Annotated in this window: 24 protein-coding genes; 12 read left to right on the top strand and 12 right to left on the bottom strand. The window is 71.7% G+C overall.

The annotated features are described in order from the left end of the window. Positions 1-38 precede the first annotated feature (38 nt). Complete coding sequence (locus ACIBF8_RS16875) at positions 39-1,328, top strand: zinc-dependent metalloprotease (RefSeq protein ID WP_396783913.1); 1,290 nt, start codon at positions 39-41, stop codon at positions 1,326-1,328. 126 nt (positions 1,329-1,454) lie between these two features. Here the strand turns inward: ACIBF8_RS16875 and ACIBF8_RS16870 are convergent, their stop codons facing one another. Next, complete coding sequence (locus ACIBF8_RS16870; RefSeq protein ID WP_396783912.1) at positions 1,455-2,063, bottom strand: hypothetical protein; 609 nt, start codon at positions 2,061-2,063, stop codon at positions 1,455-1,457. A gap of 380 nt (positions 2,064-2,443) precedes the next feature. Next, positions 2,444-2,974, bottom strand: a complete 531-nt coding sequence (locus tag ACIBF8_RS16865; RefSeq protein WP_238661599.1) for a M48 family metallopeptidase — start codon at positions 2,972-2,974, stop codon at positions 2,444-2,446. A 512-nt stretch (positions 2,975-3,486) separates the two neighbouring features. Here ACIBF8_RS16865 and ACIBF8_RS16860 point away from each other — a divergent pair. The 3 genes from ACIBF8_RS16860 (at position 3,487) to ACIBF8_RS16850 (ending at position 6,334) form a co-directional block, all read left to right on the top strand. Beyond that, complete coding sequence (locus ACIBF8_RS16860) at positions 3,487-3,657, top strand: DUF5679 domain-containing protein (protein WP_167457767.1); 171 nt, start codon at positions 3,487-3,489, stop codon at positions 3,655-3,657. Positions 3,658-3,878: 221 nt separating this feature from the next. Beyond that, the gene (locus ACIBF8_RS16855) at positions 3,879-4,991 is read left to right on the top strand and encodes a hypothetical protein (RefSeq protein WP_396783910.1); all 1,113 of its coding nucleotides are present in this window, start codon (positions 3,879-3,881) and stop codon (positions 4,989-4,991) included. Continuing rightward, entirely contained in the window at positions 4,988-6,334 is a 1,347-nt protein-coding gene (locus ACIBF8_RS16850; protein ID WP_396783908.1) for an ABC1 kinase family protein, read from the top strand. The genes ACIBF8_RS16855 and ACIBF8_RS16850 overlap by 4 nt, the downstream gene beginning before the upstream one ends. A 293-nt stretch (positions 6,335-6,627) precedes the next feature. On the opposite strand, the gene ACIBF8_RS16845 is transcribed toward ACIBF8_RS16850, so the two are convergent. From ACIBF8_RS16845 to ACIBF8_RS16835, 3 genes are all read right to left on the bottom strand, one after another. Further along, the gene (locus ACIBF8_RS16845) at positions 6,628-6,993 is read right to left on the bottom strand and encodes a WhiB family transcriptional regulator (protein WP_396783907.1); all 366 of its coding nucleotides are present in this window, start codon (positions 6,991-6,993) and stop codon (positions 6,628-6,630) included. A gap of 131 nt (positions 6,994-7,124) precedes the next feature. Beyond that, complete coding sequence (locus ACIBF8_RS16840) at positions 7,125-7,373, bottom strand: hypothetical protein (protein ID WP_396783905.1); 249 nt, start codon at positions 7,371-7,373, stop codon at positions 7,125-7,127. A gap of 122 nt (positions 7,374-7,495) precedes the next feature. Further along, entirely contained in the window at positions 7,496-9,661 is a 2,166-nt protein-coding gene (locus tag ACIBF8_RS16835; protein WP_396783903.1) for an ATP-dependent DNA helicase UvrD2, read from the bottom strand. Positions 9,662-9,753: 92 nt separating this feature from the next. Between ACIBF8_RS16835 and ACIBF8_RS16830 the strand changes: the two genes are divergently transcribed. After that, a complete protein-coding gene (locus ACIBF8_RS16830; protein ID WP_030337579.1) occupies positions 9,754-9,996 on the top strand; it encodes a mycoredoxin in 243 nt (80 codons plus the stop codon). A 1-nt stretch (position 9,997) separates the two neighbouring features. Here ACIBF8_RS16830 and ACIBF8_RS16825 read toward each other — a convergent pair whose 3' ends face one another. Beyond that, a complete protein-coding gene (locus ACIBF8_RS16825; protein WP_396783902.1) occupies positions 9,998-11,359 on the bottom strand; it encodes an MFS transporter in 1,362 nt (453 codons plus the stop codon). A 213-nt stretch (positions 11,360-11,572) separates the two neighbouring features. Here ACIBF8_RS16825 and ACIBF8_RS16820 point away from each other — a divergent pair, with 213 nt between their 5' ends. The 3 genes from ACIBF8_RS16820 to ACIBF8_RS16810 all read left to right on the top strand — a co-directional run bounded on the left by ACIBF8_RS16820 (position 11,573) and on the right by ACIBF8_RS16810 (position 13,353). Further along, positions 11,573-12,550 carry a helix-turn-helix domain-containing protein gene (locus ACIBF8_RS16820; RefSeq protein ID WP_396783900.1) on the top strand — a complete coding sequence of 326 codons (978 nt, stop codon included), beginning with the start codon at positions 11,573-11,575 and terminating at the stop codon, positions 12,548-12,550. Between the two features lie 74 nt (positions 12,551-12,624). Beyond that, positions 12,625-12,864, top strand: coding sequence for a DUF397 domain-containing protein (locus ACIBF8_RS16815; protein WP_396783899.1), 240 nt, complete (start codon positions 12,625-12,627; stop codon positions 12,862-12,864). A gap of 213 nt (positions 12,865-13,077) precedes the next feature. Then, positions 13,078-13,353 (top strand): hypothetical protein, encoded by a 276-nt coding sequence (locus ACIBF8_RS16810; protein WP_396783897.1) that lies wholly within the window; start codon positions 13,078-13,080, stop codon positions 13,351-13,353. A 127-nt stretch (positions 13,354-13,480) separates the two neighbouring features. Here ACIBF8_RS16810 and nudC read toward each other — a convergent pair whose 3' ends face one another. Genes nudC through ACIBF8_RS16790 form a run of 4 tightly spaced genes read right to left on the bottom strand, consistent with a single transcriptional unit; the run spans position 13,481 to position 17,377 of the window. Beyond that, positions 13,481-14,440 (bottom strand): NAD(+) diphosphatase, encoded by a 960-nt coding sequence (nudC, locus tag ACIBF8_RS16805; protein WP_396783895.1) that lies wholly within the window; start codon positions 14,438-14,440, stop codon positions 13,481-13,483. A gap of 22 nt (positions 14,441-14,462) precedes the next feature. Next, on the bottom strand, positions 14,463-15,809 hold the full coding sequence (locus ACIBF8_RS16800) for a M16 family metallopeptidase (RefSeq protein WP_396783894.1): 1,347 nt from the start codon (positions 15,807-15,809) through the stop codon (positions 14,463-14,465). A 55-nt stretch (positions 15,810-15,864) separates the two neighbouring features. Continuing rightward, a complete protein-coding gene (locus ACIBF8_RS16795) occupies positions 15,865-17,175 on the bottom strand; it encodes a M16 family metallopeptidase (RefSeq protein WP_396783892.1) in 1,311 nt (436 codons plus the stop codon). 10 nt (positions 17,176-17,185) lie between these two features. Further along, on the bottom strand, positions 17,186-17,377 hold the full coding sequence (locus tag ACIBF8_RS16790; RefSeq protein WP_396783890.1) for a hypothetical protein: 192 nt from the start codon (positions 17,375-17,377) through the stop codon (positions 17,186-17,188). 180 nt (positions 17,378-17,557) lie between these two features. Between ACIBF8_RS16790 and ACIBF8_RS16785 the strand changes: the two genes are divergently transcribed. The 4 genes from ACIBF8_RS16785 to ACIBF8_RS16770 are packed head-to-tail and all read left to right on the top strand — an operon-like array spanning position 17,558 to position 20,708. Further along, positions 17,558-18,622 (top strand): ABC transporter substrate-binding protein, encoded by a 1,065-nt coding sequence (locus ACIBF8_RS16785; protein ID WP_396783889.1) that lies wholly within the window; start codon positions 17,558-17,560, stop codon positions 18,620-18,622. After that, positions 18,619-19,398 carry an ABC transporter ATP-binding protein gene (locus ACIBF8_RS16780; RefSeq protein WP_396783887.1) on the top strand — a complete coding sequence of 260 codons (780 nt, stop codon included), beginning with the start codon at positions 18,619-18,621 and terminating at the stop codon, positions 19,396-19,398. Before ACIBF8_RS16785 ends, ACIBF8_RS16780 begins: the two co-directional genes overlap by 4 nt. Then, entirely contained in the window at positions 19,388-20,272 is an 885-nt protein-coding gene (locus ACIBF8_RS16775; protein WP_396783886.1) for an ABC transporter permease, read from the top strand. The genes ACIBF8_RS16780 and ACIBF8_RS16775 overlap by 11 nt, the downstream gene beginning before the upstream one ends. 1 nt (position 20,273) lies before the next feature. After that, positions 20,274-20,708 (top strand): RrF2 family transcriptional regulator, encoded by a 435-nt coding sequence (locus tag ACIBF8_RS16770; RefSeq protein ID WP_396783884.1) that lies wholly within the window; start codon positions 20,274-20,276, stop codon positions 20,706-20,708. Positions 20,709-20,936: 228 nt separating this feature from the next. Here ACIBF8_RS16770 and ACIBF8_RS16765 read toward each other — a convergent pair whose 3' ends face one another. Continuing rightward, complete coding sequence (locus ACIBF8_RS16765; protein WP_396783882.1) at positions 20,937-21,137, bottom strand: hypothetical protein; 201 nt, start codon at positions 21,135-21,137, stop codon at positions 20,937-20,939. A gap of 244 nt (positions 21,138-21,381) precedes the next feature. Next, positions 21,382-22,695, bottom strand: coding sequence for a DEAD/DEAH box helicase (locus tag ACIBF8_RS16760; RefSeq protein WP_396783881.1), 1,314 nt, complete (start codon positions 22,693-22,695; stop codon positions 21,382-21,384). Positions 22,696-22,787: the final 92 nt, after the last annotated feature.

The raw sequence follows: 22,787 nt of genomic DNA, 5'->3' as shown, positions 1-22,787 counted from the left end.
GCGGCGACCTGGGGCGCGGTCCGCGTACCGTAGATGTCGTGCCTGATATTCCGTTCGGTTTCGCGCTCCCGGGTGGGCAGCCACCAGACCCCAACGATCCCGCGCAGATGCAGCAGTTCATGTCGCAGTTGCAGCACCTGCTCTCCGCGCCGGGCAGCGGGCCGGTCAACTGGGACCTGGCCCGGCAGGTAGCAGCCAGCCAGCTCGCGGCCGCCGGTGACCCGGCGGTGTCGATGTACGAGCGCCACGCGGTCGAGGAGGCGTTGCGCCTGGCCGACCTGTGGTTGGAGCCCGCCTCGGCGTGGCCCTCCGGCATCCAGACCCCGGTTGCGTGGAACCGCAACGAGTGGATCTTCAAGACGCTGGACGTGTGGCGCAAGCTGTGCGACCCGGTCGCCAGCCGGATGGTCGGCGCGATGGGCGACCTGGTGCCACCGGAGGCGCGCGCCCAGCTCGGCCCGATGCAGTCGATGGTGGCCACCCTCGGTGGCGCGCTCTTCGGCGGTCAGCTGGGCCAGGCCCTCGGCTCGCTCGCCGCGGAGGTGCTCTCCGCCGGCGACATCGGGCTGCCGCTCGGCCCGGCCGGCACGGCCGCGCTGATCCCGGCCAACATCCGGGCGTACGGCGAGGGCCTGGAACTGCCCGAGGACGAGGTGCGCCTCTACGTGGCACTGCGTGAGGCCGCCCACCAGCGGCTGTTCCAGCACGTCCCGTGGCTGCGCGGGCACGTGCTCAGCGCCGTCGAGACGTACGCCTCGGGCATCCGGGTCAACCGGGAGGCGATCGAGGAGGCGATGGGCCGGGTCGACCCGACCGACCCGGAGTCCATGCAGGCGATCGCCCTGGAGGGCATCTTCACCCCGGAGGACACCCCGGCGCAGAAGGCCTCACTGGCCCGACTGGAGACCGCGCTGGCCCTGGTCGAGGGCTGGGTGTGCCACGTCGTGGACAACGCCGCCAGCGAGCGGCTGCCCAACGTCGTCCGGCTGGGCGAGGCGTTCCGTCGTCGCCGGGCCGCCGGTGGCCCCGCCGAGCAGACCTTCGCGGCGCTCGTCGGCCTGGAGCTACGCCCCCGCCGGCTACGCGAGGCCGCGGCGCTCTGGGCCGCGCTCACCCAGCACCGCGGCATCGAAGGCCGGGACGCCGTCTGGGGCCACCCCGACCTGCTTCCGTCGGACGACGACTTCGCCGACCCGGTCGCCTTCGCGATGAACGACATGGACCTCAGCGAGCTGGACAGCTTCGACTTCACCGCCCCCGGCGGGGTTGAGGAGAAGGCCCCCGGTCAGTCCGACGAGACCGGCGGCGAGGGCGACACCAAGTCCTGACGTCCGCACCTGGACGGCCTGCGCCACGGGTGCCCGCGTGATCGATAGCGGGCACCCGTGGCGGGTGCTCGGCGGGCTGGCAGGTCGGCCGGGCCGGGGGTCGGGCGGGCCGGGCGGGTCCGCTGGTCAGACGGGTCGTCCCGAGCCCGAGAGAAGGGCGCGGGTCGCTTCCCAGCCCTCGAAGGCCGGGTCCAAGGTGGCCAGGTCGGCCGGGCCGCGTAGTCGTCGCCAGCCGGCAGTGACCGCCACGTCGCCTGGTCGCGGAGCGCCGGAGCGCGCCTCCGCCGGCGTCGCCGTGTCCAGTTCCAGCGTCGGTAGCCAGCCCGGCGCGGGCAATCGCACCGCCACCCCGAGCAGACCGGGGCCGCCGCCCTCGACCGGAGCCACCGCGACCGGTCGGGTGGTGAGTGGGCGTAGCAGCTTGCCGACGGTCAGCGCGGGCAGATCAGGCACGTCACTCACCAGCACCGCAGCCTGGTCGTAGCCTTCCAGAACGGCGAACACGGCGTTCGGCGTCGGCTCGGCCACCTCGTACACCGCCGTGCCGGGCCAGACCAGCGCGTCCGCCAGCGCCCGGTCGGCCGGGGTCACCGCGACCGCGACCTCCACCTCGTTCAGCGTGGCGAGCAGGTCGATGACGTCTTCCGCAAGCGCCGCTCGCCATTCGGCCCGGTCGACGCCGGGCGGCGACCAGTGCACCGGCCCGAGCAACGCCACCACCACCCGTCGTGCCATCCCCCGACCCTAGCGCTCCGCCCCGCCCGCCCCGCACCGCCGGCCCAGCCCGGTCAGGCCCCGCACCGCCGGCCCAGCCGGCCAGGCCGCACACCGCCGGCCCAGCCCGGTCAGGCCCCGCACCGCCGGCCCAGCCGGCCAGGCCGCAGACCGCCGGCCCAGCCCGGCCAAGCCCCGCACCGCCGGCCCAGCCGGCCAGGCCGCACACCGCCGGCCCAGCCCGGCCCGGCTAGGCCCGGCCTAGCTTGATCGACTCGGTTTCCTTGAAATCGCGGTGTCCGGGCTTCATCGACAGCGCGGTTTTCAGGAACGCGAGTGGATCTAGGGCGATCGCTCCTGAAGCGGCGGGTGGCACCCCGAGGGCTGGCGGGGCTCGGGGATCAGGTTGGCAGAGGTGCGCAGGAGGCGGCGGCAACACCTTCGAGGTAGCCGCGCGCGCGTTCCGCCTTGGGGTAGCGACCGACCAACGCCCAGAACCGGGCGTTGTGGCTGGGCACGATGAGGTGCGCCAGCTCGTGCAGCAACACGTAGTCGATCACCCATTCGGGCATCTCCTGGACCCGGTGCGAGATCCGGATGCTGCGGTCGGCCGGGGTGCAGGAGCCCCACCGGCCGTTCTGGTTGGTGACCCAGCGCACACTGGCCGGCACCGCCTTCGTGGCGTACCCGGCGAGGTAGAGGTCGATGAGCCGGTTGGCGCGGGCCAGCAGTTCGGCGTCGGAGCGGGCGAGGCGCCCCTCCCGGGCGGCGAGCCGGGCGAGCATCCGGTCGACCCACTCGCTCTCCTCGGCGCGGGAGAACTGGTCGGGGATGAGCACGACCACTCGCTCACCGTCACGGTACGCGGACACCGTGCGTCGTCGGCGCTGGCTGCGCCGCACCTCGACGACCGGCTTGCGCGTCCCCGCCATCACTGGCCCGCGCAGCCTCGACTACGTGTCACGAAGGAAAGCTAATGCGTACTGACCAGGGGTCCGCAAGAGTCAACCGCACGACACGCGCCCAGAAAATGGTGATTGGTCGCCAGCCGTCCCGAAAATTTCTTGACGACGGCGCCATCGCGCCATCTCGTCACCCTTCGTGAACGCCGATGACGCCGGTACGCGGCACCTCCCCACCGTAGGTGATCACCGTCCCGGATGCGCTGCGGGGGCACTCGCACGGGTGGCTGTCAGGGTTTGGTCGGCGTGTCCCCGCCAAACTGACTTATCCGACCTATTTCGCCATGCACACTCTCGACGTCGACTTGCTCACAGTGTCGATGCACAGCTGACATGGAACTGCCCAGACCTGGGTAGGGTCCGCGGACCAGCGGTCACGAAGGTGGCCGTGGAGTGAGACCCAGCGCCGGCGCCCCGTGTGGCCCGCCGCCGGGCACCCCGCCGGGACGGCATTGACCGGCGGACGAGACGAGGAGGGCACCGTGGCCGACCAGGCCCAGACGACCTACAACGGTTACTGCGTGAAGTGCAAGGAGAAGCGGGACTTCGAGGGGCACGTTGAGGTCTCGAAGACCGGGATGAACATGGCCAAGGGCAAGTGTCCGGTATGCGGAACAACAGTGAACCGCATCCTGGGCAAGGCCAAGGTCTGACCCAAACGGGTGAACGGGGGCGGGGTGGCCGGTGGGCCACCCCGCCCCCGTTGCCGTTCGGGATCTCGGTGCCACCGGGCCTGTTGCCTGTCGGGTGACCGACACCCCGGGCGGCGGGCTGTGGAAAACTCGCCAAATCCTGTGGATAGCGCTGGACAGCGGCCTAACCGCCTGTGGACAACGATCGACTGAACGCGAAGTTGCGATCACGATTCGTGACCATGAGCCGCACCGCACTGCCTCGCCCCACACTGCTGCCCGGCCTCCACCGGCTCTGGCGCGACCGGCACACCCTGCAGCTCGGCGTCGGCCCCGGGCCAGCCGTCCTGCTGGAGTTGGCCAACCCCCGCGCCGCCCGCCTGCTCGATCTGCTCGACGGCACCCGCAGCGAGCGGGTCGTGCTGGCCCAGGCGGTGACCGCACGCGTCAGCGCCGACGAGGCGCGTACCCTGCTCGACACCCTGCGGGCGGCCGGCCTGTTGGTGCCCGCGCACAGCCTGCTCCCCCGCGACCTGGCGGGCCCGGTCCGGGCCCGACTCGCGGCGGAGGCCAGCGCGCTGGCCCTGGCGTCCGCGCGCCTGCCCGGCACACCCGCGCAGGTCCTGCGCCGGCGGCGGGCAGCCCGGGTCCTGCTCACCGGCGGCGGGGCGCTCGGCGGGCCGCTGACCGTTGCGCTGGCCCAGTCCGGCGTCGGGCAGGTGATCCCCCAGCTCACCGGCCCGGTCCGCCCCGTCGACCTGGTCGGCACGGGCATCCCCGCCAGCGAACTGGGCCGCCCGCTGGCACCGGCGGTGCGGGCCGCGGTCGACCGGGCCGCACCGGGCACCGGCACCCACCCGAGCAATTCCGGACGGATGGACCTGGTGATCCAGCTCGGGACGGACCGGCCACCCGCGCTGCTCGCCGCCGGTCTCGCCCAGCGCCGGCAGCCGCACCTGCTGATCACGCTGCGCGAGGGCGTACCGGTGATCGGGCCGCTGGTCCGCCCGCCCGCCGGACCCTGCCTACACTGCGTCGAGCTACACCGGGCCGATCGCGACCCGGACTGGCCGTGGCTCGCCGCCCAACTCGCCGCCGCCGACCCGGTGGCCGCCGGTGCGACCAGCACGCTGCTCGCCGCCTGCGGGTACGCGCTGGCCGAGGCGCTGACCCAGCTCGACGGAGGTCAGCCGGAAACGCTGGGTGGGGCCATGGAGATCACCGGCGCCGGCCGTTTCCGTCGACGGGGATGGCCGCCACATCCGGCCTGCGAGTGCTCACCGGGTCGAGTGTCCGCACCAGCCCGGCCGCAGAGCAGCAGCGGGGCCCTCCGGTCGGTAACAATGACCGGGTGACCGACATCCCGCGCCGCGCCGTGTCCCGCACCGCCAAGCTCGCCGCCCTGCCGCTCGGCTTCGCCGGCCGGACCGTTCTCGGGATGGGCAAGCGCGTCACCGGGCTCGCCTCCGACGTGATCTCCGCGGAGATCCAGCAGCGCACCGCCGAGCAGCTGTTCAGCGTGTTGGGCCAGCTCAAGGGCGGGGCGATGAAGTTCGGCCAGGCGCTGTCGGTCTTCGAGGCGGCGTTGCCGGAGGAGATCGCCGCGCCCTACCGGCAGGCGCTCACGAAGCTTCAGGAGGCGGCGCCACCGCTGCCGGTCGCCAGTGTGCACAAGGTGCTGGCCGAGCAGCTCGGCCCCGACTGGCGGGATCTGTTCGTCGAGTTCAACGACACCCCGGCCGCCGCCGCCAGCATCGGCCAGGTGCACCGGGCCCGGTGGCGCGAGCCGGGGTTCGACGAGTCGGGCACGCCGAACAGCCGCGACGTGGCGGTCAAAATCCAATATCCGGGAGCCGGTGACGCACTGCTCGCCGACCTCAAGCAGCTCTCCCGACTGGGCGGGATGTTCCGAGCCATCCAGCCCGGTCTGGACGTCAAGCCACTCCTGGTCGAGCTACGCGAACGGATCACCGAGGAGTTGGACTACGAACTGGAGGCCGAGTCGCAGCGCGCCTTCGCCGCCGCGTACGCCGACGATCCGGAGATCTACATCCCGGAGGTGGTCAACGCCTCGCCCCGGGTGCTGGTCACCGAGTGGGTGACGGGCACCCCGCTGGCCGACATCATCCGCGAGGGCACCGAGGAGGACCGGGACGAGGCGGGTCGGTTGATGGCCACCCTGCACCTCTCCGCGCCGCAGCGGGCTGGGCTGCTGCACGCCGACCCGCACCCGGGAAACTTCCGGCTGCTGCCCGACGGCCGGCTCGGCGTGATCGACTTTGGTGCGGTGGCCCGGATGCCGGAGGGTACGCCGGAGCCGATCGGTCGCATCGCCGCGATGGCCCTGCGCGGCGACGCCGACGAGGTCGTGGCCGGGCTGCGGTCGGAGGGGTTCATCGGCTCGGCCGACGAGATCGACGCCGAAGGGGTGCTCGACTTCATCCGACCCATGCTGGAGCCCATCGCGGCGGACGGCTTCCGGTTCACCCGGGCCTGGCTGCGTGGCGAGGCAGGTCGACTGGCCAGCCCGCGCTCCCCCACGTACCAGCTGAGCAGGCAGCTCAACCTGCCACCGTCGTACCTGCTGATCCACCGAGTGACGCTCGGGTCGATCGGGGTGCTCTGCCAATTGGAGGCAAAGGCCCCCTACCGGAGCATCCTGGAGCGTTGGCTGCCCGGCTTCGCCCCGGTCGCTTGACGACATGGGGAAGGGCGGGTGCCGGTCGGCACCCGCCCTTCTGCGTGGGCTGGTACTAGAGAACGCCCAGGTCGCGGGCCGCCTGGTTGCGGCCGGTCATGGCGACGGTACGGGCGGATCGGGCTGCCTCAGTGCTCGTGGTGGTACGACCGGCCTGAGGCCGGCGCATTCGAGCCCGGGTCAACGCTTCGTGGAGTAGTTGCATCTCGAAAGCTCCACTCGGAACGTTCAACATCGTCTTCTCACTCACTGCCGGTGTGCCACCGGCGTAGTTGGTACGGGTCGGGAACATGTCAGGCTGCCAGCCGGACCGCGCCACGCACCTCGGACAGCCCACTGGCTGCCAGGCGCGCCTCGGCCTCGACCCGAAGCGCGGCGTCACGGGCGAGGTCCTCCTTACGCGGACGGCCACGGGGCCGCTTACGCGGGACAACCGCGCCACGCTCGAAGATCTCGCCGCCCCAGACGCCCCAGGGCTCCGCTCGCTCCACGGCCCCGGCCAGGCACTCGACGCGCAGCGGGCAGTCCCCGCAGAGCGACTTGGCCAGCTCGAGCTCGGTGGGCGAGTCGGAGAACCACAGGTCGGGGTCGAACTTCCGGCAGGGCAGGTTCGCCTCCAGCTCGACGCTCATGTCGAGGGGGGCCAACGCCAGACTCATCTCCCGGTCACCTCTCTCTCACTTCGATCTCGTGGATCGCATTCCGACGTACTTACGGCGGGGCAAAAAACTGAGGCCGCGGATCCCGGTAAGCGGGTTCCGCGGCCTCGAGGTGAGCCGGAGTCTGATGGTCAGACCGGTTTACCTCGAGGTGGAACGCCGCGGACATCCATGCGCTTCTTGGCGATCTGGATGCCATTGCCCGTGAAGCCACTGGTCCCCTCGACTCCGGCGGGCGCGACGGTCAGGATCAGCTCGGCCTGAACCTGGTGCACCTGCGGAACCGACGGTCGTGCGGCCGTAAGGGCCACCCGGACAGCCGACAGCGGAGCGTGGACAGACGGCATCGCCGCCAGACGCTCATAGGTGAAGATCTCCACGGGTGCCACCCCCCTCACGTTCCTCGAATCGACTGGACCGACCCCCGTGAGCAGCCGGAATGGCGCCGCTCGCGTGGTGTGTCCTGAGGCTATTCCTCGCGCCGGGGCGAGGGCAAACGAATTTACGACGAGATTTCGAAAGTTTTCTCCGGGCAGACATCGTCCACCCCGGCACCTGCCACGAGGGCCAGCACCGACTCCCCGTAGAGGCCCAACTTGCGCGGGCCGATCCCGGCGATGGCGATCAACTCCTCGGACCGGCCCGGTCGCCGCTCGGCCAACGCGATGAGCGTCGCGTCGGTGAAGACCACGTACGCCGGGACCTTCTGCGCACCGGCCACCCGCTGCCGCCACTCGCGCAGCCGTTCGTGCAGCTCATCGTCAATGTCGGACGGGCAGGTGGGGCACCGGCCGAGCTTGCGGTCCGGGCCGGCGAGCAGGGTGGCGCCGCAGATCCGGCAGGAGACGATCTGGGTACGCCGCCGCTCGGGTCGGCGAGCCGGACCGGCGCCACCGGTCGCCCGTTCGGTGCCGCCGGAGCGGTCCAGTTGCGGCAGGAACCGCGATGGCCGCCGGGCCCGGCCGCCCGGCGAGCGCGCCGCAGCGTACGACAGCCAGAGCCACTCCCGGGCGCGGGTGATCCCGACGTAGAGCAGCCGGCGCTCCTCCTCGACCTGCTCGACGGTCTTGGCGTACGTGGTGGGCAGGGTGCCCTCGGCCAGACCGACCAGGAAGACCGCGTCCCACTCCAGCCCCTTGGCCGAGTGCAGGGACGCCAACGTCACCCCGTCCACCGTCGGCACGTGCTGCTGGGCGGCCCGGCGGGCCAACTCCTCGGTGAAGTCGGAGAGGGTCACCGGACGCTCCACCGACGCGGCCTCGCCGATCGGCACGACCTCAGGCGTGGCCGCGTACTCCTCGGCGAGCTGAACCAGCGCGGACAGCGCCTCCCACCGCTCGCGGGCGGCGCCACCGGCCGGGGGCGCGTCGGGGGCCCAGCCGACCGCGGTGAGCGCCTCGACGACGGCGGCCGGCAGTGGTGTCTCCCCGGGGATCGAGCGGGTGGCGGCACGCAGCGCGACCATCGCCTGGCGCACCTCGGCCCGTTCGAAGAACCGCTCCGCGCCCTGCACGACGTACGGCACAGCGGCCTCGGTGAGCGCCTTCTCGTACGCCTCGGACTGGGCGTTGACGCGGAACAGCACGGCGATCTCCTTCGCCGGCGTGCCCGCGTCGATCAGCGACCGGCAGCGCGCGGCCACCGCGTTCGCCTCGGCCGGCTCGTCGGTGAAGATCCGCAGGTCCGGCTCGGGGCCGGGCGGGCGCTGCCCGCTCAACTCCAGTCGCAGGCGCGCCTCGGTGCCCCGGGCCTGGGAGATCACCGCGTTGGCCAGCCCGACCACCTGCGGAGTGGAGCGGTAGTCGCGGACCAGCCGGACCACGGTGGCGCGGCGGTGCCGGCGAGGGAAGTCGACCAGGTACGCCGAGGTGGCCCCGGTGAACGAGTAGATGGTCTGACTGGCGTCACCGACCACGGTCAGGTCGTCCCGGCCGCCCAGCCAGGCGTCCAGCAGCCGCTGCTGGAGGGGGTTGACGTCCTGGTACTCGTCGACCACGAAGTGCCGGTACTGACCACGGACCTGCTCGCCGACGTCCGGGTGCTCCTCGATACCCCACACCGCGGCCCGCAGCATGTCCTCGAAGTCGATCACGCCGTTCGAGCGTTTGAGCTGCTCGTACGCGGTGAACACCTCGGCCACCTTCGCCGGCTCGTGCGGGGTGTCGCGCAGCGCCCGGGCGGCGGCCACCACGTACTCCGTCGGCTCGACCAGCGACGACTTCGCCCATTCGATCTCACCGGCCAGGTCGCGGGCGGCGGCCCGGTCGGTGCGCAGGCCGACCCGGGCGGCGGCGAGGGTGACCAGTCGCACCTTGCTGTCGAGCAGCTCGGGCATGGCCCGGCCGGCCAGCAGCCGGGGCGCGAAGTACCGCACCTGGCGCAGCGCGGCGGCGTGGAAGGTCCGCGCCTGCACGCCGCCCACCCCGAGGACGGTGAGCCGACTGCGCATCTCGGCGGCGGCGCGGGCGGTGAAGGTGACCGCCAGCACATGCCGGGGGGAGATCTCCCCGGAGAGCGCCCGGTGGGCGATTCGGGAGGTGATCGCCCGGGTCTTGCCGGTGCCGGCGCCGGCCAGGATGCAGACCGGGCCGGCAGGTGCGGTCACGGCGGAGCGTTGCTCCGGGTCCAGCCCGGCGAGCACCTGTTCCGACGCTGAGTGAACCACCACAACCAGGAATCATCTCAGCTACCCCGAGCGTTGCAGCGAACAGCCTCGGCTTGATCCGCAAGCCGCGGCCGGAGGAGTTGGAGGATCCGACCATGCTGACGATGTATTCCACCCCCTGGTGCGGCTACTGCCACCGGCTGAAGTCGCAGCTCGACCGGGAGGGCATCGGGTACGAGGTGGTCGACATCGAGCAGGACCCGAAGGCCGCGGAGTTCGTGATGAGCGTCAACGGCGGTAACCAGACGGTGCCGACGCTGCGCTTCGCCGACGGCAGTGCCCTCACGAATCCCTCGATCACCCAGGTCAAGCAGCACCTGGAAACCCTCAACGCCTGATCTACCGGTGCATTCTCGGCGAGCGGTCGCCCCAGGTGGGGCGGCCGCTCGCCGTGTCCGGCAACGGGTCACCGTGGCGGCGGTCGCCGGACTGCGGAAGCCCGGGACGGTCGGCGTCCTCGACCGGACGCCGGGGAGCCGGGAGCGTGGGGCGGGTGGGCGGCGTCGGCGGGCGGGTGCCGGGCGGCGGGCTCAGGTGCCGGCCCCGCCAGAGGTAGCTGCCGGCCGCCAGGGTGGCCAGCCCGACCAGCGCGAACAGCACCCGGTAGTCCAGAAACCCGACCAGGAGGGCACCCGCCCCGATGGAGAACGCCTGTGGCCCGCTGACCACCGCCTGGGTGGCGGCGGCGACCCGGCCCACCAGCGGAGGCGGGGTCCGGCGTTGGATCAGCGTGTGCAACCCCACCATCGTCAGCGGGAGCGAGACCCCGGCCAGCAGCACCGCCGCGAACCCGAGCCGCAGATCGGGGTACGCCAGCGCGAGCGCGGCCGGCGAGAAGAAGGCGACCCCGGCGGCTAGCGTGCCGACCTCTCCGAGCCGGCGGACCAGCGTCGGTGAGCAGAGCCCGCCGAGCAACCCACCCACGCCCTGCACGGTGACCAGCACGCCGACGAACGCGGCGTCCCGGTTCAACCCCTGGTCGACGTAGGCGAAGATGAGCGACTCGCTGAAGCCCATCACCAGCGACCCGAGCCCGTAGCCGAGCAGGGCCCGCCGCAGGGCCGGCTCGCCGGCCAGGTGTCGCAGGCCGGCACCCAGCTCGGCCGGCCACCGCAGCCGTGCGGCCGGCGGCAGTTGTTGCGGGGTGGGCAGCGCGGTCACCACCGCCGCCGCGGTCAGAAATCCGACCATGCCGATCCCGGCCAGCGCCCACCCGCCGAGCGCCGCGTAGAGCGCCGCGCCCACCAGCGGGCCGACCAGTCGTATCCCCTGGCGGACGGTCTGCAGCACGCCGTTCGCCTCGGCCAGCAGCTCGACCGGCACCAACTCGCGGATGAGCCCACTGAGCGCCGCACCGAGGGTGATGGACGACAGCCCGTACAGGGCGGCCACCAGGTAGACGACCCAGACGTCGCCCGCGTCGCGGACCGTGAACAGCGGGACGAGCAGGGCTGCGGTGACCACGTTCGCGGCCACGAAGAACGGTCGGCGCGGGTAGCGGTCGACGAACCACCCGACCAGCGGTGCCAGGGTCATCGGCGCGATGACCGCGAAGATCGTGGCACCGGCCAAGCCGTTCGAGCCAGTCAGATCCTTGACCCAGATGGCGAGCGCGAGCAGCAGGATCGACTCGGCGGCCATGCTGGCCAGCAGGCCGCCGAAGAGGAGTCGGAAGTCGGGTCGGCGCAGGATCGTGCGCATGGGTCCCTCCGGCGGGATGGCTGCCCAGGTGGGCGAGGTCGACGGGCCGCGACCGCGGGTCCGTCGTCGTCCGGCATTCCCGTGATCCGATTTTCGCAAGACACGCCCCCGCCGGAACCTCCGACACCGGTCGCGCCGTCCATACTGACCGTGGGGGGCGAATTTCATACAGTTACCGTCGCGTCTGCGGCGGTCGACGGGAAAGAGGACACTGTGCCTCCTGCCGCACCCAGCCCGATCCTGCGTCGTCGCCGGTTGGGCATCGAGCTGCGCCGCCTGCGTGAGGCCGCAGGCCTGACGGGCGACCAGGTCATCGAGCGTATCGGTTGGGCCTCCGCGTCCAAACTGTCCCGCCTGGAGAACGGCCGCAGCCGACCGGACCCGCAGGACGTCGGGGACCTGCTCGATCTGTACGGCGCCGACCAGGCGGTGCACGACGAGCTACTTGGCATCACCAACGAGGCCGGCGACATGCGCGGCTGGTTGAAGAACTTCCCGGTGATGACGCAGCAACAGCGCAGCTGGGCCGAGCTGGAGGCGGGCTGCGCGGAGATCTCCGAGTACAACCCGGTGCTGGTGCCGGGCCTGTTGCAGACCCCCGGGTACGCCCAGCTCCGCATCGTGTCGGCCAGTCAGGTGGACGAGAGCGCGGGCGAGCCGGAACCTGGCGAGCCGGAGACCGAGGTGCAGGCACGGTTGGCCCGCCAGTCGCTGCTGACCCGGGAGCCGCACGCGCCCCGCTACACCGCCGTGTTGGAAGAGGCGGCTCTCGGCCGTCGGGCCGGGCCGCCGGAGGTGCTGCACGAGCAGCTGGTCCAACTCTGTGAGCTGGCCCTGCTGCCCAACGTGACCCTGCACGTGCTGCTCCGGGACACCCCGATCGGCAATTGGTACCTTCCGCCGACCGCGTTCTCGGTCTATCGGTTCGCCGATCCTCTCGATCCGGAGACGTTGGCGATCGAAGGTGGCTTCACCGACGTCATGTCGACGGAGTCAATCACGCTAAATCGCTATAAAGTGGTGTTCGAGTGGCTATGCACGGCGGCTCTTAACGCCTCGGACACCCTCTCCTGGCTGATCGAGGCGACGGGACGGCTGACCGAGGCGGCGCCCCCTTCCACAGTGGCGTTCGGGCCGGCAACGGCGCCGACCCAACGCCGCCGGGACTCGGGGCGGCTGACGGACCGGTAATCCACGGGGGACCTTCCGTCGGGACGTGCGGCACCACTCGTCCCATCGGATCGCTTCACATCAGGAGCAGAACCATGAACGACATCCGCAACACGCCGTCCGCCTCCGCCCACTCGTTGGCGGACGCCCCGTGGCGTACCAGCACCCGCAGCCAGACCTCCAACTGCGTAGAGGTCGCACCGCTCGCCGCCGGCCCGTCGGCGGTCGCCCTGCGCGACAGCAAGGACCGGGGCGGCCCGGTGCTGCTGTTCAACCGCGCCGGATGGCTCGGTTTCATCACCGGAGCAAAGAAGGGCCAGTTCGATCTGAACTGACTCGGTGCCTGGTACGGGGCCGTCGGCGCACTGCCGGCGGCCCCGTCGCGTTGCACCCCGCTGACCCCGCTGAGCAGCCATCCGCCGATCGGACGAGGCTCGAAACCGATAGGCGCGTTTCAGTTGCTGGGACGAACACGGGGCGTAACATGGCCCTCGGATACGTGGAACTTCCACACTGGCTCATCCGTCGCGGTTCATCCGGAGACCCTCATGCGGTTCCTGATCGTTCGCACCGACATCCGCGCCGTCGCTGACGGGGACATCGCCGCCGCCTGGGCGGACGGCCACCGACTTCGCGACGAGACCACCACGCCCGAGCCGCGACGGCAGATCGTGCACGCCGAGGACCGGGACGCCGCGCTGCTACTGGCCCGCGCTCTGGCAACCGTCGGCGCGGTCCGCGCCGGCAAGCAACGAGTCAAGGTCCTGCCGCTGATCGAGTCGCGGCCCGCCTTCAGACACAAACCGGGCCGCACCGGCCCCTGATCGCACAGGTCGTCCGTCGTGGTCGGACCGGCTCCCCCGCCGCGTTTCTCGCACCCACCGACCACGACGGCCCGTGTTCCCGGCCCGTGACCGCCGCGGCAACGGCGGCCACGGGTCGGGACCGTGCTCACCGCTCGGCTTCCACCCAGCCATCCAGCCAGCGGTGAATGAGGAACAGCGCGATCGACGACGGCGGCGGCAGGATCAGCCGGGCGCCGTCGCCCACGTCCACCGTCTGCCCGGCCAACGCCGCCCCGATCTCCCGGCGGGAAAACCACCTGGCGTACGCGATCTCGGACGGGTCGACCCGCACCGGCTCGGTCGGGCTCGCGGTGGCCAGGAAGCCCAGCATCAGCGAGCCGGGGAACGGCCACGCCTGGCTGCCCACGTACCCGATGCGCTCGACCCCGATGCCCACCTCCTCGCGGACCTCGCGCAGCACGGCCGCCTCCGCCGACTCACCCGGCTCGACGTAGCCGGCCAGGCAGGAGTAGCGCCGGCCACCCGGGGTGCCCTGCCAGCTGGCGTTGTTGCCGAGCAGGCAGCGGCCGTCCGGGCCGTCCACGCCGTCATGCACGAGCACGATCATCGCCGGGTCGGTACGCGGCCAGATCCGCCCACCGTTACGGTCCACCCGGGACCAACCGGCCTCATCCATCGCAGTCGGCGCGCCGGTGCTCGTCGAGTAACCGTGTCGGTTGTGCCAGTTGATCAGCGCCAGCGCGGTGGTGAAGATGCCCGCCTCCCGGTCGGCGAGCAGGTGGCCCACCTCCCGGAGGTGGACCGCCCGGGTCCCCGGGATCGCCGGCAGCGGCGCGTCGACCGCGAAGACCGGCACCCCGTCCGGCTCGACACCCAGGAACATCGCCATCGACTCGGACCCGGGGGGCACGTCACCCGCCCCGAACAGCACCAACGTCGGTGGCGACGTCTCGGTACGGGCCAACGTCCGACCCTCGTCGGTCGAATCCAGCAGCAGCACCCGAGCCCGCAACCACGCCTCGGTCAACCACTGCGAGTCGCCGCGCCGGTGCGCCGCCCGATCCAGCGTGGAGCGCGCCAACGGCGGCGCCGCCTCCCCGCTCACGCCAGCACCCCGCTACTCTCGCTCACGCTCGTGACTCCGTGTGGACAGTGGTCAGCGCGGCCAGCCCCGACGTGACCCGTTCCGCGTCGCCGAGCACCACGATCGCCGCGCGAGCCGGTGCCAGGTACCGGGCCGCCGCCTGCGCCACGTCCTCGATGCTCGCCTTCGCCAACCTCGCCGCGTACTCGGCGAGGAAGTCCAGGCGCAGCCCGTTGCCCGCGTACGCGCTGGTCAACGCCGCCAGCCCGGCCTGGGTGGACATGCCGAGTTGAAGGGTGCCCAGGGCGTACTGCCGGGCCTGCTCCAACTCCTCGGCCTTCGGTGGCAGCGACGCCAACCGACCCAGCTCGTACGTCGTCTCCAGCAACGCCGGACCGGTGACCTCGGTGGCCACGTCGGCGGCGGCGACCAGCACCGACCCCGCGACGGAATGCTCGATCACCGAGTGCGAGCCGTACGTGTAGCCCTTGTCCTCGCGAATGTTCTCCACCCACCGGGAGGAGAAGTAGCCACCGAAGATCAGGTTGGCCAGTTGCAGCGGGGCGTGGTCGGGGTCGGTGCGCGGCACCGCCGGAAGCGCGATCCGCAACGAGGACTGCACCGATCCCGGCCGGTCGACCAGCAGCAGCGGCCCCGGTTCCAGCGGCGGGGTCGCCGGCAGCTCGGCCGTACGCCCGGCACCCGACCAACCACCGAGCGCCCGCTCGGCCGCGTCCAGCGCCCTTTCCGGCTGCACGTCACCGACCAGCACCAGCTGCGCGCCGGCCGGATGGACCCGCTCCGAGTGCAGGGTGCGCAGCGCCGCCGGCCGGACCGCGCGGATCTGGCCCGGCTCCGGCGTCTGCGTCGCGTACGGGTGCCGGCCGTAGATCCGCTTCAGCAGCGCCTCCCGAGCCAGGTGCGCCGGCTGGCTCTGCGCCACCTGGATCCGGTCGACCAGTCGGTCCCGTTCGGTGGCCACCTCGTCGCTCGGGTAGCTGGCGCCGGTCAGCACCTCGGCCAGCAGCTCCAGCATCCGGTCCAGACCGGTGACCAGACCGGCGCCGGAGAGCATCAGCCGGTCCGGGTCGACGCCGGCGGAGAGCCCGCCGCCCACCTTCTGCAACTCGGCGGCGATCTGCACGCTGGTCATCGACTCGGTGCCGGAGAGCATGGTCTGCGAGAGCATCGCGCCGCGGGCCAGGTGCACCCGGCCGAACGGCACCCAGAGCCGCAGTTCGACCAGGGGTACGGCGGGCCGGCGTACGGCGATGACGGTGAGACCGTTGGGCAGCGTGCGCTCGGCCTGCGTGGGCACCTTGAGCTTGCGGGTCGGCCCGAGCGGCGGCAGCGTCCGCGGCCCGACGGGAGCGGTGGTCGTGGTCGTCACTGTGCAACCTTCGTTCGCGACTGCGGGGCTCGCAAGACCGGCTCACTCCTCGCGCTCACCGAACACCTCCGGCGATGACCTCGATGGCGGCCCGACGCTCCGGGCGCAGGGTGGCCGCGGCGGCCCGGACCTGCTCCTCGGTGACCTCGCCGACCAACCGGGGCAACTCGTTGAGCAGGCCCGGTTCGCCACGTTGCTGCTCCAGCACGGCCATCCGCAGCGCCCGACCCAGCACCGCGTCGGTGTCCCGCAGCAGGTGCGTCGCCATCCGGGCCTGCGTGCGGGCCAGCTCACCGTCGGTCAGCCCGTCGGTGGCCAGCCGGTCCAGTTCCTCGTCGATGGTGCGCAGCACCTTGTCCACATCGCCCCCGGGCGGCAGGTGCGCCTGCAACAGCAGTGCGGTGGGGTCGCGGACGTCGAACGGATCACCCATGAAACCCAGGTACCCGCCGAGGCTGGTCACCGTGCGGTCCCGCTGCACCAGTCGCTCGACCAGCCGCGACGCGTCGCCGTCGGTGAGCACCTCGGCCAGCACCACGTACGGCAGGTAGCCGGCGAAATCGGTGACCGGGTCCGGCACGCGCCAGGCGCCGGCCACCGCCGGCAACGGCGCCAGGGCGTCGGTGTACGAGGTGCGCCGCTCGGCGCTCAGGTCGGGCTCGGTGAAGTCGGGCCGTCGCGGTGCCGGCCGGGCCGGGACGTCGCCGAAGTGCCGGGTGACCAGCTCGGTCGCCTCGGCCACGTCGATGTCGCCGCTGACCGCCAGCACGGCGTTGCCGCTGGCGTAGTAGCGGCGGAAGAAGTCCGCTGCGTCGGCGACGGTCGCCGACTCCAGGTCGTCGAAGGATCCGTAGCCGTCGTGGGCGTTCGGGAAGGTGTCGAACATGACCGGTGGCAGGGTCAGCCAGGGAAAGCCGCCGTACGGCCGGTTGAGGACGTTGACCCGGATCTCCTCCTTGACCACGTCGACCTGGTTGCGCAGGGTCTCCTCGGTCAGCCGGGGACCGCGCATCCGGTCCGCCTCCAGGAACAGCGCGAGTTCCAGCGCGTTGCTCGGCAGCGTCTCGAAGTAGTCGGTGTAGTCCAGGTGGGTGGAGCCGTTGAAGGTGCCACCCGCGCCCTGCACGTGCCGGAAGTGGGCCAGCTTCTCCAGGTTCTCCGAGCCCTGGAACATCAGGTGCTCGAAGAGATGGGCGAAGCCGGTGCGCCCCTCCGGCTCCGAGCGGATGCCGACGTCGTAGACCACCGCCACCCCGATCACCGGGGCACTGCGATCGGGGGTTAGCACCACCCGCAAACCGTTGTCGAGGGTGAACCGCTCGACCGGATACTTCGTCGCTGGAATTCTGGATCTCCGCGCCGCCACGGAGTCGACCCTAGCGCGTCCACACCGTCACCACCCGCGACCTTCCCGGAGCCGCCGCGACCGGGGCCGTCACCAGGGGCGGCACCTCGGCGTAGCTGCCGACCAGCGCGGCCCGGTCGTGCCTCGCGGCCCCTGCGGTGACGGTGGCGGCACCGACCTGGTCGCCGTCGCCGGAGGTGGGCGGGAACCAGTGGAAGGTCATCGCGGATTCGCCTCTCTGCCGGTCGCCGAATGCCGAATGCCGATTACCCTAGCAATCTGGTAGGAAATACCGAGATAACTGAGACGCATCATCCCGCCATGTGGACGGGTCTTGACGCTGATCGCAGCCTGACCCACTCTTCCTACCAACTAAGTAGGAATACTGCGGATTGGATGGACGATGAGACGGCTTCCCCTGCGCCGGTTGGTCACCCTGGCCACCCTCGCCGCCCTCGGCGCGGCGACCCTGGGCAGCACCGCCGCGTGCGGCGACGACAGCGAGGGCGCGGGCGGCAGCTCCGGCCCGGTGACGCTGCGCCTCGGCTACTTCCCCAACATCACGCACGCGCCGGCGGTCGTCGGGGTGGAGAAGGGCATCTTCGCGGAGAAGCTCGGCAGCGACGTCAAGCTGGACCCGAAGACCTTCAACGCCGGGCCGGCCGCCATCGAGGCGGTCTTCTCCGGCGCGCTGGACGCCACCTACATCGGCCCGAACCCGACCGTGAACGCCTTCTCCAAGTCCAAGGGCGAGGCCGTCCGGGTCGTCTCCGGCGCAGCCTCCGGCGGCGTGGCGCTGGTGGTGAAGCCCGGCATCAGCGGGGCGCAGGATCTGAAGGGCAAGAAGATCGCCACCCCGCAACTGGGCAACACCCAGGACGTGGCGATCCGGTACTGGCTCAGGCAGCAGGGTCTGACCACCACCAAGGAGGGTGGCGGTGACGTCAAGATCGTGCCGCAGGAGAACGCCCAGACGATCGAGACGTTCAACAGCGGCGCGATCGACGGCGCCTGGGTGCCCGAGCCGTTCGTCTCCCGCCTGGTCAACGCCGGCGGCACGGTGCTGGTCGACGAGCGCGACCTGTGGCCGGACAGGAAGTTCGTCATCACCAACCTGCTGGTCAGTACCAAGTTCCTCAAGGCGCACCCGGACGTGGTGCAGAAGCTGGTCGACGGCCAGGTGGCCGCCAACGAGTTCGTCAACACCAAGCCGGAGGAGGCGCAGCAGGCCATTTCCGACGCGATCGGCAAGATCACCGGCAAGCCGCTGGACCTGAAGCTGATCAAGCAGGCGTGGCCGACGTTGGAGTTCACCAACGACCCGATTCCCTCCTCGCTCAAGGCCGGGCTCGACCACGCCGTCGACGTCGGCCTGACCGAGCCGGTGGACCTCAAGGGCCTGTACGACCTCAAATACCTCAACAACGCGCTCACGGCGCAGGGCAAGCCCGAGGTCGTCCAGCCATGACGTCGACCACGACGACGCCGCAGAGCGCGACCACCGCGGTCGCGCTCTCCGGCGTGACCAAGGTGTACGGACGTGGGGCGAGCGCCGTCCTGGCGCTGGACGGTGTGTCGCTGGACGTCGCACCCGGCGAGTTCGTCTGTCTGGTCGGCGCGTCCGGCTGCGGTAAGAGCACGTTGCTCAACCTGGTGGCCGGGCTGGACCGGGTCAGCGGTGGGCAGATCACCCTGGCCGGCGACGCCAACCCGGGCCTGATGTTCCAGGAGCCGGCGCTCTTTCCGTGGCTGACCGTCGACGCCAACGTGGAGGTGCCCCTCAAGCTGCGCCGCCTTCCCCGGGCCGAACGCCGCGAACGGGTGGCCGAGCTGCTGCGGACGGTGCACCTGGCCGACTTCGGCCGCAAGCGCCCGCACGAGCTCTCCGGCGGGATGCGGCAACGCGTCGCGCTGGCCCGCACGCTGGCGCTGGACACTCCGGTGCTGCTGATGGACGAGCCGTTCGGCGCACTGGACGCGATGACCCGGGACATCCTGCACGACGAGCTGGAACGGATCTGGTCCGAGCGCAAGCTCTCGGTGCTCTTCGTGACGCACAACGTCCGCGAGGCGGCCCGGTTGGCCGACCGGATCATCCTGCTCTCCAGCCGGCCCGGCCGGATCATCTACTCCACCAAGGTGCACATCCCGCGTCCGCGCCGAATCGACTCCCCCGAGGTCGCCGCCATCGCCGCCGAGGTCACCGAGCGGCTTCGTACGGAGGTGGGCCGCCATGGCCAATGACACCCTCACCAGTTCGGCGCGTACCGACGCGGAGATCACCGGCCTCGACGCGCTGGAGATCGCCGGCCGAGACAAGGAGGTCTCCCGGGGCGCCCGGATCTGGGCGGCCACCTGGCCCAAGCTCGCCGCGCTGGCCATCGCCATCGCCGCCTGGCAACTCGTGGTCCTCTCCGGCTGGAAACCGCCGTACTCACTGCCGGGCCCGCTGGAGGTCGGCCGCGAGTTGGTGGCCCAGGCCCAGGGCCCGCAGCTCTGGGACGGCCTGGTCACCACCTTGCGCCGGGCCGCCCTCGGGTACGTCTTCTCGGTCGCCGTCGGCCTGCTGCTCGGCCTCGCGGTGGCCCGATCCACGGTGCTGCGTGCCGCCATCGGCTCGATGATCACCGCGTTGCAGACCATGCCGTCGATCGCCTGGTTCCCGCTGGCCATCCTGCTCTTCGAACTGAGCGAGAAGGCGATCTTCTTCGTGGTGGTGCTCGGTGCGGCGCCGTCCATCGCCAACGGGGTGATCTCCGGCGTGGATTACGTGCCACCGCTGCTGCTGCGCGCCGGCCGTAACCTGGGCGCCCGCGGGCTCAACCTCTACCGGTACGTCATCGCACCGGCCGCCCTGCCGGCGATCGTCGCCGGACTCAAGCAGGGCTGGGCGTTCTCCTGGCGCAGCCTGATGGCGGGTGAGCTGCTCGTGGTCGGCATCTCGCAGACCTCGCTCGGCGCTCAACTCACCTACTCCCGCGAGCTGTCCGACGCACCCTGGCTGCTCTCCACCATGATCGTCATCCTGGTCGTCGGCCTCGTCGTAGACGCCGCGTTCGGCGCGGCGGACAAGGCGATCCGACGTCGCTGGGGCGTACTGGACCAGGCTGGTCAGTGACGTGTTCGTCTCCGCGCGCAGCGACTACGCGCTCCGGGCGATGCTCGCCGTCGCCGCCGCCAGTGGCCGCGACGACGACAAGGTCGGTGAGCTGGTGAAGGCGGCCAGCCTCGCCGAGGTGCAGGACATCCCGCTCAGCTTCCTCCAGGGCATCCTGCTCGACCTGCGCCGCGCTGGCCTGCTGGACAGTCATCGCGGCGCCGACGGCGGTTACACGCTGACCCGCCCACCCGACGAGATCACCGTCGGGGACGTGCTCCGCGCGGTCGGCGGCTCGCTCACCACGGTGCGCGGTCTGCCGGCTGAGCGGGCCGGCTATCACGGGGTGGCCGCGGGGCTGACCGACGTCTGGAGGGCGGTGCACGGGGCGATCGCCACGGTGGTCGACAGCACCACGCTGGCCAACCTGCTCACCCACCCGTCCACCACAAGGTGAGTCCCGGTCGTCACACGCTCCCGCTCCGCGATCTTGCACATACTGTCCCCGCATAAGAGACATTCGGATCATATCGACATCCGAAAGTGCAAGATCGATGCCGGGAGGGGACGCCGAGGAGGACGCGAAGGCGATGTGGTCGGGCCGGTGCCCCGCCGACCCGACCACACCTCGCACCGGTCCTGACCGCGCCTGCCCCTCCGCCGGCGCCGGTAGGCCGGTCGGTGCTCAGCCCACGTGCGCGACCCCCGGGCCGGGGCCCGGGTCGCCAGGGCTGCGCAGCTCCACCAGACCGGCGGGAGCGTTACCCGTCGGGGTGGCGTGCCAGGGTGCGAAGGCCGCAACCATGGCGAGCAACAGTCCGGCGAGCGCGACCGCGACCACCAGGATCAGTTCCCGCAGTGCGCCCGAGCCGGCTTCGCCCGCCATGGTCACCCCCTCCGAGCCGGGCCCCCCGCCCGACTTCCCCCGACGGTCAGCCTCGACCACCGCCGGCCGGGGCGCAGTCGGCCAGCCGACGCAGCCCAGGCTGATTACCGACTCAGAAGAGGGGGCCGCGCGGCGCGACCCGCCACCCGGTCGGACCGCCCGGACAGCCGACCGGCCCAGAAACCGCGCAGACAAAACCGACCCGCCCCGCCGAAGCGGGACGGGTCGGTCGACGCGCAGAAGATCAGACGGTACGGGGCCGACGCGGGCGACGGGACCGGCCCGACGCGCGGTGCGCCGGCCGGGCGCCACCCTCGGTGGCGGAACCGCCGGAGGTGCGTGCCCGAGAGGCAGGCACCGGCGGGGCCACGATGGTCACCGGCACACCGGACGGCTCGCGGGCACCGGTGACCCGGGCCAGCGCCCCGTCACCCGGGCGCACCTGGACCGACTCGGGCCGGATGCCGGCGGTGGCCATCAGCCGGGACACGTCCCGGCGCTGCTCCGGCAGGACGAGGGTGACCACGGAGCCGGACTCGCCGGCCCGGGCGGTACGGCCGCCCCGGTGCAGGTAGTCCTTCGCCTCGGTCGGCGGGTCCACGTTGACCACCATGTCCAGGCCGTCCACGTGGATGCCCCGAGCCGCCACGTCGGTGGCGACCAGGGCGGTCACCTGACCGTTGCGGAACTGCTCCAGGATCCGGGTGCGCTGCGGCTGGGACTTGCCGCCGTGCAGCGCGGCCGCGCGTACGCCCTTGGAGAGCAGCTGGCGCGCGAGCCGGTCGGCGCGGTGCTTGGTGCCCATGAACAGGATGGTGCGGCCCTCACGGGCAGCGATCCGGGTCAGCGCGTCCGGCTTGTCCGCGGCGTCGACGTGCAGGACGTGGTGGGTCATCGCGGTGACCGTCGCGGTGCCCGGGTCCACCGAGTGGGTGACCGGGTTGCTCAGGAAGCGGCGGACCAGCCGGTCCACGCCGCCGTCCAGGGTCGCGGAGAAAAGCATCCGCTGCCCCTGCGGCGCGACCTGCTCCAGCAGCTTGGTGACCTGCGGCAGGAAACCCATGTCGGCCATCTGGTCGGCCTCGTCGAGCACGGTGATCTCGACCTGGTCGAGCCGGGCGTCGCCCCGGTTGATCAGGTCGTGCAGCCGGCCGGGGGTGGCGACGACCACCTCGGTGCCGGCGCGCAGCGCGTCCGCCTGCCGCTGCAACGACAGGCCGCCGACGACGGTGGCGCAGCGCAGCCCGACGGCACGGGCGTACGGGGCCAGGGCGGTGGTGACCTGCTGGGCCAGCTCACGGGTCGGCACCAGCACCAGAGCCAGCGGGCGACCCGGTCGCGCCTTGCGGCCGGCGGTGCGGGACAGCAGCGGAAGCCCGAAGGCGAGGGTCTTGCCGGAACCGGTACGACCCCGGCCCAGCACGTCCCGGCCGGCGAGCGAGTCGGGCAGCGTCGCCGACTGGATCGGGAACGGCTCGGTGATGCCCTGCGCGGTCAGCGCGGTGAGCAGCGCCGGCGCCAGACCGGTATGAGCGAACGAGGGAATAACTGTGGTCATGCGAAAGCCTTCCTCGACGCGGCACGTGTCGAGGGAGGGCGCCGAAGTCGGCGCTGTCACCAGCGGAAAAGGCCGCCAGGACTCACAAGCAC

The organism is Micromonospora sp. NPDC050276 (genome assembly GCF_044459545.1).
Classification (GTDB): domain Bacteria; phylum Actinomycetota; class Actinomycetes; order Mycobacteriales; family Micromonosporaceae; genus Micromonospora.
This window is presented reverse-complemented; position numbering and strand designations above follow the sequence as displayed.

Excerpts from the sequence above, each read along its gene's own strand:
- ACIBF8_RS16785 (WP_396783889.1), top strand. The coding sequence starts at position 17,558 with ATGAGACGGCTTCCCCTGCGCCGGTTGGTCACCCTGGCCACCCTCGCC.
- ACIBF8_RS16765 (WP_396783882.1), bottom strand. The coding sequence starts at position 21,137 with ATGGCGGGCGAAGCCGGCTCGGGCGCACTGCGGGAACTGATCCTGGTG.
- ACIBF8_RS16830 (WP_030337579.1), top strand. The coding sequence starts at position 9,754 with ATGCTGACGATGTATTCCACCCCCTGGTGCGGCTACTGCCACCGGCTG.
- ACIBF8_RS16825 (WP_396783902.1), bottom strand. The coding sequence starts at position 11,359 with ATGCGCACGATCCTGCGCCGACCCGACTTCCGACTCCTCTTCGGCGGC.
- ACIBF8_RS16845 (WP_396783907.1), bottom strand. The coding sequence starts at position 6,993 with ATGAGTCTGGCGTTGGCCCCCCTCGACATGAGCGTCGAGCTGGAGGCG.
- ACIBF8_RS16815 (WP_396783899.1), top strand. The coding sequence starts at position 12,625 with ATGAACGACATCCGCAACACGCCGTCCGCCTCCGCCCACTCGTTGGCG.
- ACIBF8_RS16870 (WP_396783912.1), bottom strand. The coding sequence starts at position 2,063 with ATGGCACGACGGGTGGTGGTGGCGTTGCTCGGGCCGGTGCACTGGTCG.
- ACIBF8_RS16760 (WP_396783881.1), bottom strand. The coding sequence starts at position 22,695 with ATGACCACAGTTATTCCCTCGTTCGCTCATACCGGTCTGGCGCCGGCG.
- ACIBF8_RS16790 (WP_396783890.1), bottom strand. The coding sequence starts at position 17,377 with ATGACCTTCCACTGGTTCCCGCCCACCTCCGGCGACGGCGACCAGGTC.
- ACIBF8_RS16775 (WP_396783886.1), top strand. The coding sequence starts at position 19,388 with ATGGCCAATGACACCCTCACCAGTTCGGCGCGTACCGACGCGGAGATC.
- ACIBF8_RS16810 (WP_396783897.1), top strand. The coding sequence starts at position 13,078 with ATGCGGTTCCTGATCGTTCGCACCGACATCCGCGCCGTCGCTGACGGG.
- ACIBF8_RS16855 (WP_396783910.1), top strand. The coding sequence starts at position 3,879 with ATGAGCCGCACCGCACTGCCTCGCCCCACACTGCTGCCCGGCCTCCAC.
- ACIBF8_RS16780 (WP_396783887.1), top strand. The coding sequence starts at position 18,619 with ATGACGTCGACCACGACGACGCCGCAGAGCGCGACCACCGCGGTCGCG.
- ACIBF8_RS16865 (WP_238661599.1), bottom strand. The coding sequence starts at position 2,974 with ATGGCGGGGACGCGCAAGCCGGTCGTCGAGGTGCGGCGCAGCCAGCGC.